General features: G+C 63.1%; 16 protein-coding genes and 1 tRNA gene. 2 read left to right on the forward strand and 15 right to left on the reverse strand.

Annotated features, from left to right (window positions below; genetic code table 11):
- Position 1 precedes the first annotated feature (1 nt).
- The 15 genes from AC1ROB_RS13095 to AC1ROB_RS13165 form a co-directional block, all read right to left on the reverse strand.
- Positions 2–1,516, reverse strand: coding sequence for an NADH-quinone oxidoreductase subunit M (locus AC1ROB_RS13095; protein WP_492970704.1), 1,515 nt, complete (start codon positions 1,514–1,516; stop codon positions 2–4).
- Between the two features lie 3 nt (positions 1,517–1,519).
- Entirely contained in the window at positions 1,520–3,448 is a 1,929-nt protein-coding gene (nuoL, locus tag AC1ROB_RS13100) for an NADH-quinone oxidoreductase subunit L (RefSeq protein ID WP_492970769.1), read from the reverse strand.
- A gap of 13 nt (positions 3,449–3,461) precedes the next feature.
- Positions 3,462–3,770, reverse strand: coding sequence for an NADH-quinone oxidoreductase subunit NuoK (gene nuoK, locus AC1ROB_RS13105; protein ID WP_492970703.1), 309 nt, complete (start codon positions 3,768–3,770; stop codon positions 3,462–3,464).
- Positions 3,771–3,772: 2 nt separating this feature from the next.
- Positions 3,773–4,387 (reverse strand): NADH-quinone oxidoreductase subunit J, encoded by a 615-nt coding sequence (locus AC1ROB_RS13110; RefSeq protein WP_492970702.1) that lies wholly within the window; start codon positions 4,385–4,387, stop codon positions 3,773–3,775.
- Positions 4,388–4,413: 26 nt separating this feature from the next.
- Entirely contained in the window at positions 4,414–4,902 is a 489-nt protein-coding gene (gene nuoI / locus AC1ROB_RS13115) for an NADH-quinone oxidoreductase subunit NuoI (protein ID WP_492970701.1), read from the reverse strand.
- A gap of 3 nt (positions 4,903–4,905) precedes the next feature.
- Positions 4,906–5,937, reverse strand: coding sequence for an NADH-quinone oxidoreductase subunit NuoH (nuoH, locus tag AC1ROB_RS13120; protein WP_492970700.1), 1,032 nt, complete (start codon positions 5,935–5,937; stop codon positions 4,906–4,908).
- Positions 5,930–7,996, reverse strand: coding sequence for an NADH-quinone oxidoreductase subunit NuoG (gene nuoG / locus AC1ROB_RS13125; protein ID WP_492970699.1), 2,067 nt, complete (start codon positions 7,994–7,996; stop codon positions 5,930–5,932). The genes nuoH and nuoG overlap by 8 nt, the downstream gene beginning before the upstream one ends.
- A 17-nt stretch (positions 7,997–8,013) precedes the next feature.
- Positions 8,014–9,312, reverse strand: coding sequence for an NADH-quinone oxidoreductase subunit NuoF (gene nuoF / locus AC1ROB_RS13130; protein ID WP_492970698.1), 1,299 nt, complete (start codon positions 9,310–9,312; stop codon positions 8,014–8,016).
- A 14-nt stretch (positions 9,313–9,326) separates the two neighbouring features.
- Entirely contained in the window at positions 9,327–9,965 is a 639-nt protein-coding gene (gene nuoE / locus AC1ROB_RS13135; RefSeq protein ID WP_492970697.1) for an NADH-quinone oxidoreductase subunit NuoE, read from the reverse strand.
- Complete coding sequence (locus AC1ROB_RS13140; RefSeq protein ID WP_492970696.1) at positions 9,962–11,140, reverse strand: NADH-quinone oxidoreductase subunit D; 1,179 nt, start codon at positions 11,138–11,140, stop codon at positions 9,962–9,964. Before AC1ROB_RS13140 ends, nuoE begins: the two co-directional genes overlap by 4 nt.
- Positions 11,140–11,760: an NADH-quinone oxidoreductase subunit C gene (locus tag AC1ROB_RS13145; protein WP_492970695.1), complete on the reverse strand. Its 621-nt coding sequence runs from the start codon at positions 11,758–11,760 to the stop codon at positions 11,140–11,142. The genes AC1ROB_RS13140 and AC1ROB_RS13145 overlap by 1 nt, the downstream gene beginning before the upstream one ends.
- 10 nt (positions 11,761–11,770) lie before the next feature.
- Positions 11,771–12,343: a NuoB/complex I 20 kDa subunit family protein gene (locus tag AC1ROB_RS13150; RefSeq protein WP_492970694.1), complete on the reverse strand. Its 573-nt coding sequence runs from the start codon at positions 12,341–12,343 to the stop codon at positions 11,771–11,773.
- Entirely contained in the window at positions 12,334–12,699 is a 366-nt protein-coding gene (locus AC1ROB_RS13155; protein WP_492970768.1) for an NADH-quinone oxidoreductase subunit A, read from the reverse strand. The genes AC1ROB_RS13150 and AC1ROB_RS13155 overlap by 10 nt, the downstream gene beginning before the upstream one ends.
- Before the next feature lie 275 nt (positions 12,700–12,974).
- Positions 12,975–13,051, reverse strand: a tRNA-Asp gene (locus tag AC1ROB_RS13160).
- An 80-nt stretch (positions 13,052–13,131) separates the two neighbouring features.
- Complete coding sequence (locus tag AC1ROB_RS13165; protein WP_492970693.1) at positions 13,132–14,058, reverse strand: RNA polymerase factor sigma-32; 927 nt, start codon at positions 14,056–14,058, stop codon at positions 13,132–13,134.
- Between the two features lie 157 nt (positions 14,059–14,215).
- Here AC1ROB_RS13165 and AC1ROB_RS13170 point away from each other — a divergent pair, with 157 nt between their 5' ends.
- Together AC1ROB_RS13170 and AC1ROB_RS13175 are read left to right on the forward strand one after the other, a co-directional pair.
- Positions 14,216–14,845 (forward strand): MarR family winged helix-turn-helix transcriptional regulator, encoded by a 630-nt coding sequence (locus AC1ROB_RS13170; RefSeq protein ID WP_492970692.1) that lies wholly within the window; start codon positions 14,216–14,218, stop codon positions 14,843–14,845.
- A 112-nt stretch (positions 14,846–14,957) separates the two neighbouring features.
- Positions 14,958–15,803 carry an AAA family ATPase gene (locus tag AC1ROB_RS13175; RefSeq protein ID WP_492970691.1) on the forward strand — a complete coding sequence of 282 codons (846 nt, stop codon included), beginning with the start codon at positions 14,958–14,960 and terminating at the stop codon, positions 15,801–15,803.
- Positions 15,804–15,833 lie beyond the last annotated feature (30 nt).

The raw sequence follows: 15,833 nt of genomic DNA on the forward strand, positions 1-15,833 counted from the left end.
CCTAACGGGCAGCAGTGGCCAGCGCCTTGGCGGCGGCCATCGCAGTCTGGTGCTGGTCAAGCAGATGCTTGACCGACACCGCCATCACATCGAAGAACGGCGCGGGATAGATACCCATCCACAGCGTCATGATCACCAGCGGCGCAAAGATCGCGATCTCGCGCGGGGTCATGTCCACCATCGCCTTGAGGTCGGCCTTGGTCAGTTCACCGAAGACGACGCGACGATAGAGATACAGCGCATAGGCTGCCGCGAAGATCACGCCCGAGGTGGCGATCAGCGCCACCCAGGTATTGGCCTGGAAGGCGCCGACCAGGGTGAGAAGTTCGCCAACGAAGCCGCCGGTGCCCGGCAGGCCGACATTGGCCATGGTGAACAGCATGAACACCGTGGCGTATTTCGGCATGTTGTTGGCCAAGCCGCCGTAACGGGCGATCTCGCGGGTATGCAGGCGGTCGTAGACCACGCCGACGCAGAGGAAGAGCGCGCCCGAAATGATGCCATGGCTGAGCATCTGGAAGATCGCGCCTTCGATGCCCTGGGTGTTGAGCGCGAAGATGCCCATGGTGACGAAGCCCATATGCGCCACCGAGGAATAGGCGATCAGCTTCTTCATGTCTTCCTGCACCAGCGCCACCAGCGAGGCATAGACGATGGCGATGACAGAGAGCGCGAAGACGAAGGGCGCGAAATATTCCGAGGCAATCGGGAACATCGGCAGCGAGAAGCGCAGGAAGCCGTAACCGCCCATCTTCAGCAGCACGGCGGCCAGGATCACCGAGCCGGCCGTGGGCGCTTCGACATGGGCGTCGGGCAACCAGGTATGCACCGGCCACATCGGCATCTTCACGGCAAAGGAGGCGAAGAAGGCCAGCCAGAGCCAGGTCTGCGCCCCTGCTGAGAACAGCCCGGTCTTCATCAGGCTCGGGATATCGGTCGTGCCGGCGGTGAAGTACATGTAGAGCAGCGCCAGCAGCAGCAGCACCGAACCGAGCAGCGTGTAGAGGAAAAACTTGAAGCTGGCATAGATGCGGCGCTTGCCGCCCCAGATGCCGATGATCAGGAACATCGGGATCAGGCCCGCTTCGAACAGCAGGTAGAACAGCACCAGGTCGAGCGCGCAGAACACGCCGATCATCAGGGTTTCCATGACCAGGAAGGCGATCATGTATTCCTTGACGCGGGTGTCGATGGCTTCCCACGAGGCCAGGATGCAGAACGGCATCAGGAAGGTGGTCAGGATGACGAACAGCATGGAGATGCCGTCGACACCCATATGGTAGTTGATGCCGGCGCCGACCCAGGCGGCCTTTTCCACGAACTGGAAACTGGCCGTGCCGTTGTCGAAGTTGAACCAGATCAGCAGCGACACCAGGAAAGTGATCGACGTGGTCCACAGCGCCACCGAGCGGGCGTTGCGGGCAACCAGCTCTTCGGGGCCGCGCACCAGGAAGATGAACAGCGCACCGATCAGCGGCAGGAAGGTGACAATCGAGAGCAAGGGCATGCTGGACATGACTTAGTGCCCCATGGAACTGAAGAAGTAGGTGACCAGCGCCGCCACGCCGATCAGCATGGCGAAGGCATAGTGGTAGACATAGCCGGTCTGCAGCACGCTGGCGCGCTTGGCCAGGCGGATGACCGTGGCGGCAAAACCATCGGGACCGAGGCCGTCGATGATCTTGCCATCGCCGCCCTTCCACAACACGCGACCGAGCCAGAAGGCCGGACGCACGAAGATGCGGTCATACAGCTCGTCGAAATACCACTTGTTGAGCAGGAACTGGTACAGCATCGGCTGCTGTGCGGCAGCGCGCTGCGGCAGCGTGGTGTCGCGGATATAGGCGATCCAGGCGATGAAGATGCCGATGACGCCGACGATGATCGGGCCGACCTTGACCAGGAAAGGCACGTGATGGGCGTCTTCCATGGCCTTGTGATTGTCGAGAATCAGGATCGAGCTGCCCCAGAATTCCTTCCAGTGATGGCCGATGAAGCCGTCATGGAAGGCAATGCCGGCGAAGATCGCACCGAAGGCCAGCACGCCCAACGGCGCCAGCATGATCATCGGGCTTTCATGCACGTGTTCCATCACATGATGGTCGGCACGCGGCGCGCCATGGAAGGTCATGAACAGCAGGCGCCAGGAATAGAAGGCCGTCAGGATCGCGGCGGCCATACCCATGATATAGGCATATTGCCCGACGCCGCCGGCGGCATAGGCCACTTCAAGGATCATGTCCTTGGAATAGTAGCCGGCGAAGATCGGGAAGCCGGCCAGCGCCAGGCTGCCGATCCACATCATCACATAGGTGACCTTGATGTGTTTCCACAGGCCGCCCATGTTGCGCATGTCCTGTTCGCCGCTGACGGCATGGATCACCGAGCCGGCGCCGAGGAACAGCAGCGCCTTGAAGAAGGCGTGGGTGAACAGATGGAAGATTGCGGCCGGATAGGCCGAGACGCCGAGCGCGAAGAACATGTAGCCGAGCTGCGAACAGGTCGAATAGGCGATCACCCGCTTGATGTCGTTCTGCGCCAGGCCGACGGTGGCAGCGAAGAAGGCGGTCGAGGCGCCGACCACGGCGACGATGTTCAGCGTGACCGGCGCGTATTCGAACAGCGGCGAGCAGCGCGCCACCATGAAGACGCCGGCGGTGACCATGGTCGCGGCATGGATCAGCGCCGACACCGGGGTCGGGCCTTCCATCGCGTCAGGCAGCCAGGTGTGCAGGCCGAGCTGGGCCGACTTGCCCATGGCGCCGAGGAACAGCAGGAAGGTGGCGACCGTCAGGATGTCCCAGTCCTTCCAAAGGAAATGGAAGGTCTTGCCGGCCAGCGCCGGCGCCGCCGAGAAGACGGCATCGAAGGTGACGGCGTTGGTGGCGAGGAACAGCGCCATGATGCCGAGGGCAAAGCCGAAATCGCCGACGCGGTTGACCACGAAGGCCTTGATCGAGGCGGCATTGGCAGAGGGCTTCTTGAACCAGAAGCCGATCAGCAGGTAGGACGCCAGGCCGACGCCTTCCCAGCCCATATAGAGCTGCACGAAGTTGTCCGCCGTGATCAGCATGAGCATGGCGAAGGTGAACAGCGACAGGTAGGCGAAGAAGCGCGGGCGATGCTCGTCGTGGCTCATATAGCCGACGGAATAGACATGCACCACGGCCGACACGGTGTTGACCACCACCAGCATGACGGCGGTGAGCTGGTCGATCTTGAGCGCCCAGTCGACGCTGAAGCTGCCGGAATCGATCCAGTCGAGCACCTTCACGGTGACGACCTGACCGTTATAGATGACCATATAGAAGGCCACCCAGGAGAGGATGGCGGAAATGACCACGGCCACGCAGGTGACGGCCATGGCGGCATTGTCGCCGATGCGACGGCCGAACAGGCCGGCGACGATGGCGGCCAGAAGCGGCAGAAAAACGATCAGATGGTACATCGTCATCGTCGTCTCAGCCCTTCATCATATTGATGTCTTCAACCGCGATGGTGCCGCGGTTGCGGAAGTAGACCACCAGGATCGCCAGGCCGATGGCGGCCTCGCCGGCGGCCACGGTCAGCACAAACAGCGCAAACACCTGGCCGACCAGATCGTTCAGATGGGTCGAGAAGGCCACCAGGTTCAGGTTGACGGCCAGCAGCATCAGTTCGACCGACATCAGGATGACGATGACGTTCTTGCGGTTCAGGAAGATGCCGATGATCCCGAGCGTGAACAGGATGGCAGCGACGGTCAGGTAGTGTCCAAGGCCGATGGTCATGATCAGATACCCTTCCCCGTCTCGACCTTCTTGATCTCAACGGCGTCTTCACGCAGGCGGTTGACCTGCACGCTGATGCTCTGGCGGCGCACGCCGGGGCGCGTCCGCAGCGTCAGCACGATGGCGCCGATCATGGCGACCAGCAGGATCAGGCCGGCGCCCTGGAACAGGTAGATGTATTTCGTGTAGAGCACGGCGCCGAGCGCATGGGTATTGGTGGTCTGCGTCAGTGCCGGGATCGGATCGGTGCCGCCCGACAGCGCCGCCGGGGTCAGCACCCAGCTGCCGACAACCAGCGCCAGTTCGATCAGCAGGATGGCGCCGATCAGGCCGCCGATCGGCAGATACTGCAGGAAGCCCTGGCGCAGTTCGACGAAGTTGATGTCCAGCATCATGACGACGAACAGGAACAGCACGGCGACCGCGCCGACATAGACGATCACCAGGATCATGCCGAGGAATTCGGCACCCATCAGCACGAACAGGCCGGCCGCATTGAAGAAGGCCAGGATCAGGAAGAGCACGCTGTGCACCGGATTGCGCGACGAGATCACCATGAAGCCGGAGGCCACGGTGATCGCCGCAAACAGATAGAAGGCCAAGGCCTGGATAATCATGCTCTACCCCCTCGCCAGCCCAGCGCTCAACGGTACGGCGCGTCGGCGGCGATATTGCGCGAAATCTCGTATTCCCAGCGTTCGCCGTTCGCCAGCAGCTTGTCCTTGTCGTAGAACAGCTCCTCGCGGGTTTCGGTGGCGAACTCGAAATTCGGACCTTCGACGATGGCATCCACCGGGCAGGCTTCCTGGCAGAAGCCGCAGTAGATGCATTTCGTCATGTCGATATCGTAGCGCGTAGTGCGGCGCGAGCCGTCATCGCGCGGCTCGGCCTCGATGGTGATGGCCTGGGCCGGGCAGATCGCCTCGCAGAGCTTGCAGGCGATGCAGCGCTCTTCGCCGTTGGCATAGCGGCGCAACGCATGCTCGCCACGGAAGCGCGGGCTGAGCGGACCCTTTTCATAGGGGTAGTTCACCGTGGCGCGCGGCTTGAACATATACGCGAAGGTCAGGCCGAGGCCTTTCACCACTTCCCAGAGGAAGATCGTGCGGGCACCGCGATCGAGCAAAGCCATGGCTTAGACCCCTTTCGGCAGCAGGTCGAAGGCGAGCAGAACGCCCGCGGTGGCCACCACCCAGAACAGCGAGAACGGCAGGAAGACCTTCCAGCCCAGACGCATCAGTTGGTCGTACCGGTAGCGCGGCACAGTGGCACGCACCCAGATGAACACGAACAGCAGCACGAAGATCTTGAGGCAGAACCAGACCAGGCCCGGGATCCAGTTGAACGGCGCGATGTCGAACGGCGGCAGCCAGCCCCCCAGGAACAGGATCGTGGTCATGCCCGACATCAAGATCATGTTGGCGTATTCGCCGAGGAAAAACAGGGCGAAGGCCATCGAGGAATATTCGACCTGGTAGCCAGCAACCAGTTCGGCTTCGGCCTCGGGCAGGTCGAAAGGATGGCGGTTGGTCTCGGCGAGCGCCGAGATGAAGAAGACGATGAACATCGGGAACAGCGGGATGGCGAACCATACCGTCTTCTGGGCATTCACGATGGCGCTCAGGTTCAGCGAACCGACGCAGAGCAGCACGCTGATGATGACGAAGCCCATCGAGACTTCGTAGGACACCATCTGGGCCGAGGAGCGCAGGGCGCCGAGGAAGGCATAGCGCGAGTTCGACGACCAGCCGGCGATGATGATGCCGTAGACGCCGAGCGAAGAGATAGCGAAGAGGTACAGCACGCCGACATTGATATTGGCGATCACAAGGCCCTCGCCCACCGGAATCACCGCCCAGGCGATCAGCGCCAGAATGAAGGTGATGCAGGGCGCGGCGATGAACAGGAACTTGTTCGCGCCGGACGGGATAATAGTTTCCTTGAAGATCAGCTTGGCGGCGTCAGCGAAGGGCTGCAGCAGGCCGAAGGGGCCGACCACGTTCGGGCCCATGCGCAGCGACATCGCCGCCAGCACCTTGCGCTCCATCAGCGTCAGATAGGCCACGGCGATCAGCAGCGGCACCGTCAGCATCAGGATGTGGACAAGGATCAGCCCGCCCGGAAAGACGTAGCCGGTCCACAGGGTTTGCCAGAGCGACTCAGTCATGGGTACCCGTCTTCGGCATGGCGACGCCGCGCGCGATGGCAGAGCATTCGGCCATGGTGGCCGAGGCGCGGGCAATCGGGTTGGTCAGGTAGAAATCGGCGACCGTCGAAACGAACGGCGCATCGGTCACCGCGCCCGCGGCACCAAAGGCGCCCCAGGCAGCCGGCGTGACCTTATCGACGCCAGAGAAATGCGGCGCCAGTTCCAGCATGCGACGGCGCAGCATGCCGAGGTTGTCATAGGGCAGCTTGTGGCCGACCGGCTCGGACAGCGCGCGGATGATCGCCCAGTCCTCGCGGGCATCGCCCGGCGTGGCGGCGGCGCGACGGCCAAGCTGAACGCGCCCCTCGGTGTTCACCCAGGTGGCATCCTTCTCGACATAGGCCGCGCCCGGCAGGATCACATCGGCGCGACGGGCGCCGGCATCGCCATGGCTGCCCTGGTAGATCACGAAGGCCGAACCGAGCTTCGTCGTATCGATCTCGTCGGCATTCAGCAAATAGACCGCCTTGATCTCACCCGACTGCGCGCCGGCGAGAATACCGGCAGCGTCCTTGCCGCCCTGCCCGGGAACAAAGCCCAGGTCGAGCGCACCGACGCGAGCCGCCGCGGTGTGCAGCATGTTGAAGCCGTTCCAGCCGTCCTTGACGAGGCCGGCGGAGTCAGCGACCTGCCGGGCCAGCGCCAGCACGGCAGCGCCATCGGCACGGGCAATCGCACCCTGGCCGAGGATCAGCATCGGCTTCTGCGCGCCCTTCAGCACCTCGGCGAAGGCATGGCGGCCCTCGGCGATGTCTTTCAGCGTGGCAGCGCCGGCACCGAGATAATCGTATTTGTACGTGAGCTGCGGCTGGTCGGCGCCGATCAGCGCGATCTTCACCTTGCCGGTGAGGAACCGCTTGCGGATACGGGCATTGATCAGGGCTGCTTCGCGGCGCGGATTGCTGCCGACGATCAGGATCGCATCGGCTTCATCGATCCCGCTGATGCCGCTGTTGAACAGATAACCGGCGCGGTTCGACGGGTCGATCTGCGCGCCATCCTGGCGACAATCCAGATTGGCCGAGCCGAGCTTGCCCATCAGGTCCTTCAGGGCCGTGATGCTTTCGGCGCAGGCAAGGTCGCCGGCAATCGCCGCGATCTGATTGCCGGCAAGGCCCTTCAGGCCAGCCGCAACGGCGGCAAAGGCTTCCGGCCAGGTGGCTTCCTGCAGCTTGCCGGCCTTGCGTACATAAGGGCGATCCAGACGACGGGCCTTGAGGCCGTCATAGGCGAAGCGGCTCTTGTCCGACAGCCACTCTTCGTTGACGTCCTCGTTGACGCGCGGCAGCACGCGCATGACTTCGCGGCCGCGCACGTCGACACGAATGTTGGCGCCGACGGCGTCCATCGCATCGACGCTTTCGGTCTTGCGCAATTCCCACGACCGGGCCGTGAAGGCATAGGGCTTCGAGGTCAGCGCGCCCACCGGGCAGAGGTCGATGACATTGCCGGAGAGTTCCGACGTCATCGCCTGTTCCAGATACGTCGTGATCTGCATGTCTTCGCCGCGACCGATGGCGCCCAGTTCCGGCACACCGGCCACTTCGGTGGCGAAGCGCACGCAGCGGGTGCAGTGGATGCAGCGGGTCATCACCGTCTCGACCAGCGGACCCATATACTTGTCTTTGACGGCGCGCTTGTTCTCGTCGTAGCGCGAGCTGCCCTTGCCATACCCCAGCGACTGGTCCTGCAGGTCGCATTCGCCGCCCTGATCGCAGATCGGACAATCCAGCGGGTGGTTGATGAGCAGGAATTCCATCACACCTTCGCGGGCCTTCTTGACCAGCGGCGTGTCGGTCTTGATCACCATATTGTCGGCGGCCGGCATGGCGCAGGAGGCGATCGGCTTCGGCGCCTTCTCCTGTTCGACCAGGCACATGCGGCAGTTGCCGGCAATCGTCAGACGCTCGTGGTAACAGAAGCGCGGGATTTCCTTGCCGGCCAGTTCACAGGCCTGCAGCACGGTGGTACCCGGCTCGACCGTTACCTGGATGCCGTCGATGGTCAACGTGGGCATTGCTTACCCTTCCCCGCCTACTCGGCCGCCGCCGGCAGAACCGGCGCGCCCGTATGATACGCATCGATGCGACGTTCGATCTCGCCGCGGAAATGCCGGATCAGGCCCTGGATCGGCCAAGCCGCGGCATCGCCGAGCGCGCAGATCGTATGGCCTTCCACCTGCGTGGTGACTTCGAGTAGCATGTCGATTTCGCGCTTCTCGGCCTTGCCCTGCACGAGACGCTCCATCACGCGCCACATCCAGCCGGTGCCTTCACGGCACGGCGTGCACTGGCCACAGGATTCATGCTTGTAGAATTTCGACAGGCGCGCGATGGCGCGTACCACGTCGGTCGACTTGTCCATGACGATGACGGCCGCGGTGCCGAGGCCCGAGCGCTGGGCGCGCAGGCTATCGAAATCCATCAGCACATCGTCGCAGATCGCCTTGGGCAGCAGCGGCACGGATGAACCGCCCGGGATGATGGCCAGCAGGTTGTCCCAGCCGCCACGCACGCCGCCGGCATGCTTCTCGATGAGCTCCTTCAGCGGAATGCCCATCTCTTCTTCGACATTGCACGGCTTGTTCACATGGCCGGAGATGCAGAAGACCTTGGTGCCGGTGTTGTTCGGACGGCCGATGCCGGCGAACCAGTCGCCGCCGCGCCGCAGGATGGTCGGCGCCACCGCGATGCTCTCGACGTTGTTCACGGTGGTGGGGCAGCCCCAGACGCCCATATTGGCCGGGAATGGCGGCTTCAGGCGCGGCTGGCCCTTCTTGCCTTCCAGGCTTTCGATCAGCGCGGTTTCCTCGCCGCAGATATAAGCGCCGGCACCGCGATGCACGAAGACATCGAAGTCGTAACCCGAACCGCAGGCATTCTTGCCGATCAGGCCGGCGGCATAGGCTTCGTCGATCGCACCCTGCAGATTCTCGGCTTCGCGGTAGAACTCGCCGCGGATATAGATGTAAGCGGCAACTGCGCGCATGGCGAAACCGGCGACCAGGCAGCCTTCGACCAGCTTGTGCGGATCGTGGCGCATCATGTCGCGGTCCTTGCAGGTGCCCGGCTCGCCTTCGTCGGCATTGACGACGAGATAGCTGGGGCGCCCGTCAGACTGCTTGGGCATGAACGACCATTTCAGGCCGGTGGGGAAACCGGCGCCGCCGCGACCGCGCAGGCCGGACTTCTTCATCTCCTCGATGATCCAGTCCTGGCCTTTGTCGAGAATGGCCTTGGTGTTGTCCCAGTCGCCCCGCTTGCGGGCAGCCTCGAGGCGCCACGACTGCTGGCCGTAGAGATTGGTGAAGATGCGGTCTTTATCCTGAAGCATGGTCTGGCTCCGCCTCAGTCGTCATTCCCGCCGGCCGAAACCGCGGGATTGAAAGTGGTGAGAGTCGTCGCGCCGCCGAGCGGCTCGGATGACAGGCGGCCATTCTGCGGGCCGGGCTTCGGCGTTTCGCCGCGCTTCAGCGCTTCCAGAATCCTGCCGGTCGACTCTTCGTTGAGGTCCTCGAAGAAGTCGTCGTTATACTGCAGCATCGGCGCATTCACGCAGGCGCCCAGGCATTCCACCTCGATCACGGTGAACTGGCCGTCGGCCGAGGTCTCGCCCGGATTGAGGCCGAGATGTTTCTTGCAAGCGCTCAGCACCTTGTCGGAACCGGCGAGCCAGCAGGGCGTGGTCGTGCAGACCTGCACGAAATGCTTCCCCACCGGGGCCAGGTTGTACATCGTGTAGAAGCTGGCGACTTCGAGCACGCGGATCGACGGCATGCCCAGCAGATCGGCGATATAACGGATCGCGGCCTGCGGCACCCAGTTGTCATGCTGGCGCTGCGCGATATCCAGCAGCGGCATCACCGCGCTCTGCTGGCGGCCAGCCGGATACTTGGCGATATGCATCTTCGCCAGTTCCATGCTTTCCGCCGTGAAGGCGAAGCTGGCCGGCTGAAGCTCGGGCGGTGCGATATGGACGCCACTCATCGGTCGATCTCTCCGAACACGATATCCATGTTGCCGACGATGGAGACCGCGTCGGCCAGCATGTAGCCCTTCGACATAAAGTCGGTGGCCTGCAGATGCGGGAAGCCCGGCGCGCGGATGCGGCAGCGATACGGCTTGTTCGAGCCGTCGGATACCAGGTAAACGCCGAATTCGCCCTTGGGGGCTTCGACGGCGGCATAAGCCTCGCCCTCGGGCACGTGATAGCCCTCGGTGTAAAGCTTGAAGTGATGGATCAGCGCCTCCATCGAGCGCTTCATCTCGCCGCGGCTGGGCGGCACGACCTTGCGATCGTCGGACGCGACCGGGCCGGTCGGCATGGCGGCAACCACCTGCTCGACGATCTTGGCGCTCTGGCGCATTTCCTCGATGCGGCAGAGATAGCGGTCGAAACAGTCGCCGTTCTTGCCGATCGGGATGTCGAAATCATACTTCTCGTAACCGTCATAGGGCTGCGACTTGCGCAGATCCCAGGCGACGCCCGAGCCCCGCAGCATGACGCCGGAGAAGCTCCAGTCCATCGCATCCTTGGCGCTGATGACGCCGATATCGACGTTGCGCTGGCGATAGATGCGGTTCTCGGTGAGAAGGCCTTCGATATCGTCGATCACCTTCAGCATGCGCGGCAGGTATTTGACGATGGCCTCGTCCATGCCCTTGGGCAGATCCTGGTGCACGCCGCCGGGACGGAAATAGGCCGCATGCATGCGGGCGCCGGAAACGCCCTCGTAGAATTCCATCAGCTTCTCGCGTTCCTCGAAGCCCCAGAGCGCCGGCGTCATGGCGCCGCAATCGAGAGCATGAGTGGTCACGTTCAGCAGATGGTTGAGCAGACGGCCGATCTCGGCGAACAGCACGCGCACGGCCTGGCCGCGCGCCGGCACTTCCAGGCCGAGCAGCTTCTCCACGGCCAGGGCGAAAGCATGCTCCTGGTTCATCGGCGCGACGTAATCGAGGCGATCGAAATACGGCACCGCCTGCAGATAGGTCTTGTGCTCGATCAGTTTCTCGGTGCCGCGATGCAGCAGGCCGATATGCGGATCGCAGCGCTCGACGATCTCGCCATCGAGTTCCATCACCAGACGCAGCACGCCGTGGGCCGCCGGATGCTGCGGCCCGAAATTGACCATGTAGTTGGCGATCGTGACTTCGGCCATTACTTCTGCCCCTCGCCCGCCGCCTTCTCATCGCCCGGCAGCACGTATTTCGCACCTTCCCACGGGCTCATGAAATCGAAGCGGCGGAATTCCTGCGTCAGCTGCACGGGCTCGTAGACCACGCGCTTCTGCGCCTCGTCGTAACGGACTTCGATATAACCGGTGAGCGGGAAATCCTTGCGCAGCGGATGCCCCTCGAAACCGTAATCCGACAGGATACGGCGCAGGTCCGGATGGCCGGAGAACATCACGCCATACATGTCCCAGGTCTCGCGCTCGAACCAGTTGGCGGCCGAGTAGACGCCGACGATGGACGGCACCGGGGTTTCTTCGTCGGTCTGCACCTTCAGGCGGATGCGCTGGTTCAGCGTCATGCTCAGCAGGTGATAGACGACGTCAAAGCGTTTCGCGCGCTCCGGCCAGTCGAGGCCGGTGATGTCGACCAGCTCGATGAACTGGCATTTGGCATCGTCGCGCAGGAAGGTCATCACCTCGACGATGCGCTCGGCCGGCACCTGGATGGTCAGCTCGCCATGAGTGATCACGCTGTCCAGCACGGCGCCGGACAGACGGGCGGCGACATGGTCACCCAGATCGCGGAGAGCGTTGCTGTCGGTCATGGGGCTCTCTTCAGCGGGCGATGGTGCCGGTGCGGATGATCTTCTTCTGCAACTGCAGAAGACCGTAGATCAGCGCTTCCGCGGTCGGCGGGCAGCCCGGCACATAGACGTCGACGGGCACGATACGGTCACAACCGCGCACCACCGAATAGGAATAGTGATAATAGCCGCCCCCATTGGCGCAGCTGCCCATCGAGATGACGTAGCGCGGCTCGGCCATCTGGTCGTAGAGCTTGCGCAACGCCGGCGCCATCTTGTTGGTCAGCGTGCCGGCAACGATCATCACGTCGGACTGGCGGGGCGAGGCCCGCGGCATCGAGCCGAAACGGTCGAGATCGTAGCGCGCCATATAGGCGTGGATCATCTCGACGCCGCAGCAGGCCAGGCCGAAGGTCATCGGCCAGAGCGACCCGGTACGGGCCCAGTTGGCCAGCTTGTCGAGCGAGGAAATCACCACGCCCTTGTCGGCCAGCTCGTCGGAAATGTCCTTGAAGAATTCATCCTGCGAGCCGCCGGCCTGAATGGCCGTGCTCGTCCCAGGAGCGTTCTTGGGGGCCACCTGCATGGTGTTGCTCACTCCCATTCCAGAGCCCCCTTCTTCCACTCGTAAATAAAGCCGACGGTCAGCACGCCCAGGAAAATCATCATCGACCAGAAGCCATAGACGCCGATCTCGCCCAGGCTGATCGCCCAGGGGAACAGGAAGGCCACTTCCAAATCGAAAATGATGAACAGGATGGCGACCAGGTAGAAGCGCACGTCGAACTGCTTGCGCGAATCGCCGAACGGCTCGAAGCCGCATTCGTAGGTGGAATTCTTCTCGGGGTCCGGCGCGCGTTTGGCGGCCACAAAGGGCAGCAGGGCCAGAACCACAGCCAGCACGATGGCAAGGCCAAGGAAAAGCAGGATCGGCAGATATTCCCGCAGCAGGGCGTCCACGGTCATTCCCCTCCGAAAAAACAACTAAGTCCCGGACCGGTCCCACCCCGCCCGAGTTCGTGGCTGTTCTAGCCGGTTCCGTGCCGCGCCGCAACACGCGTCCGTGCGGCAAAAAAGCCCGCAAGTTGCCGGCTGAAAACCGATTTTCGGCTTTCTGAGAACGCCTCGCAACTTACCGATGGCCGAATCGATCCGCCTACGGCGGAGTGGATTCGGACCGGCCCGGAGGCGGTCAGGACAGTTCGGATTTTCAGGAAGAAGGGCCCGCGGGGAAATGGCGAGAGTGACGGGACTTGAACCCGCGACCTCCGGCGTGACAGGCCGGCGCTCTAACCAACTGAGCTACACCCCCGCGGCAGGCGGCGGTTTACCCGTCGCCCACCCCGATGTCAAGCAGGGGTGGGCGAATTTAGGGTAACCGCGACCGGGTTTTCAGGCCGGGCTCAGGGCGCTCAGGTCTTCCAGCTGGCCGATGATCTTTTCGCCAGCCTGCTTGGCCTTGCGATGCACGGCCATCTGCAGCTTGCGGAAGGCCTTGGTCTCGATCTGGCGCACACGCTCCTTGGTGACGCCGAGGCGCCCGCCCAGCTCTTCCAGCGTCGCCTTCTCATCGTTGAGCATACGCTCGACGATGATCAGCTGTTCACGCGGGCTGAGCTCCTTCAGCGATTCCGTCAGCCAGACATGGCGCTGGCCGCCATCCATCTTGGTGGTGACGATTTCCTCGGGATTCGGGCCCGGATCGACCAGGAAATCCTGGAACGCGTCGCCGCCCTCCTCGCCGCCCACGGTCTCATTCAACGAATGATCGCGGGCCGCCAAGCGCTGCGCCATGGTGGTGACGTCGGCCGGCGAAACCTTCAGGGCCTTGGCGATCTCGTCGCGCGAGGCATTGTCCAGCTGGGCTGTGCCGCCGCCGGCGCGCTCCAGCTTGGCGCGCAGCCAGCGCAGGTTGAAGAACAGCGCCTTCTGGCCGGCGGACGTTCCGGAACGCACGATCGACCAGTTGCGCAGCACATATTCCTGGATCGACGAGCGGATCCACCAGGCGGCATAGGTGGAGAACCGCACGCCGCGCTCGGGGTCGAAACGGTTCACGGCCAGCATCAGACCGATATTGCCTTCCTGGATCAGGTCGGGCATCGGCAGGCCGTAATTGCGGAAACGGGTCGAAGTGGCCACGACCAGGCGCAGATACGCCGTTACCAGCTTCTGCATGGCACGCTGGTCGCCGTTGTTGCGCCAGCGCCGGGCGAGGTCGAGTTCCTCTTCCTCGCTGAGCAGGGCCTTGGTCATGACGGTCGAAAGATAGCGCCGGTCGGCGCCGTCCAGGGTCCGGGGGGCAGATGCGATGGCCATTTGTATGTCCTCCATCGACTTTTACCCGAGGGTGCACTAGGTTGCTGGTGCTGGTCGCCGGGCAAATGGCAAGTAGTATCGGGTCGCTACAAAAAACACGATACGCCTCGCCCTGTTCCCACAGCAAGCGGTATTAGCGAGTCGAAACAAAACTGTGATGCCTGTCACCCCGCAACCGCGTATCGATACCGATGACCCGGGCCATGGCGCCGGCGGAGCCGGAAAAGCCGTTCTCGCTCAACGTGTTATCATCCTGCTTGACCGCCTGAGCCGCCTCACCCGCGAGCTGCAGTTCGCCAATGGCCTGAACCCGGCGCAATGGGAAGCCCTGCGGTTCATCGCCCAGGCCAACAAGTATTCCCGCTCCCCCACGGCCCTGGCCGAATACCTCGGCGCCACCAAAGGGACCGTCTCCCAGACCCTGATCGCGCTTGAGAACAAGGGCCTGATCACCCGCTGCAAAAAAACCGACGACCGCCGCCAGGTGGATCTCTGCCTGACCGAGGCCGGCCAGACGATGCTGGGCAATGACCCGATGCAGACCCTGGAACGGGCCAGCACCGAGATTGCCGACGAGCTGGGCGCCGAGATGGTCAAGGGCCTGACCCGCCTGCTGCACGATCTGCAGTCCCGCCACCAGATGGTGGAATTCGGCGTCTGCCAGGACTGCTCGCTGCTCTGCGTCAACGCGCAGGATGCCACCGCGGGAGTCTGCGGCAATACCGGCGACGCGATCGACGAGATCGAAAAATCCAAGATCTGCGTCAATTACAAAACCACCAACTGATCCGCCGCCTTCGCGGGCCGGCTGCGATTGACGTTACGTCACGGCTTGCGCCAGCGGGGCCTGCGACCTAGCGTCTTTGCCATTGCTTACAGCCGCCAGTGGGAAACGTCGCATGAAGTTCACCGGTACCGAGTCCTATGTCGCCACCAATGACCTGAAGGTCGCGGTGAACGCCGCCATCACCCTGGAGCGGCCGTTGTTGGTCAAAGGTGAGCCCGGCACCGGCAAGACCGTGCTGGCCATCGAGATCGCCAAGGCGCTGAACGCCCCGCTGCTGACCTGGCATGTGAAGTCGACCACCAAGGCGCAGCAGGGCCTGTATGAATACGACGCCGTCTCGCGTCTGCGCGACAGCCAGCTCGGCGACGAGCGTGTGCGCGACATCCGCAACTACATCAAGAAGGGCAAGCTGTGGGAGGCCTTCACGGCCGAGCAGCGCCCGGTGCTGCTGATCGACGAGATCGACAAGGCCGATATCGAATTCCCCAACGACCTGCTGCTCGAACTCGACCGCATGGAATTCTTCGTCTACGAGACCGGCGAGACGGTGAAGGCGGCAATCCGCCCGATCCTGATCATCACCTCGAACAACGAAAAGGAACTGCCTGACGCCTTCCTGCGCCGCTGCTTCTTCCACTACATCCGCTTCCCCGAGCGCGAGACCATGGAAGAGATCATCGAGGTGCATTACCCCGGCGTGCAGAAGAGCCTGGTGCGCGATGCGTTGAATGTCTTCTACGACATCCGCGAGACGCCCGGCCTGAAGAAGAAGCCTTCGACCTCCGAGCTGCTCGACTGGCTCAAGCTGCTGATGGCGGAAGACCTGCCGCCGGAAGCGCTACGCAGCAAGGACCAGGGCAAATTGATCCCGCCGCTGGCCGGCGCGCTGCTGAAGAACGAGCAGGACGTGCATCTGTTCGAGCGTCTGGCCTTTATCTCGCGGCGCGAACGCGGTTAAGCCCCGGAGCCAAGGCAGAGAAAGGCGCCC

This window comes from Ferrovibrio sp. GW821-FHT12F09 (assembly GCF_058806775.1).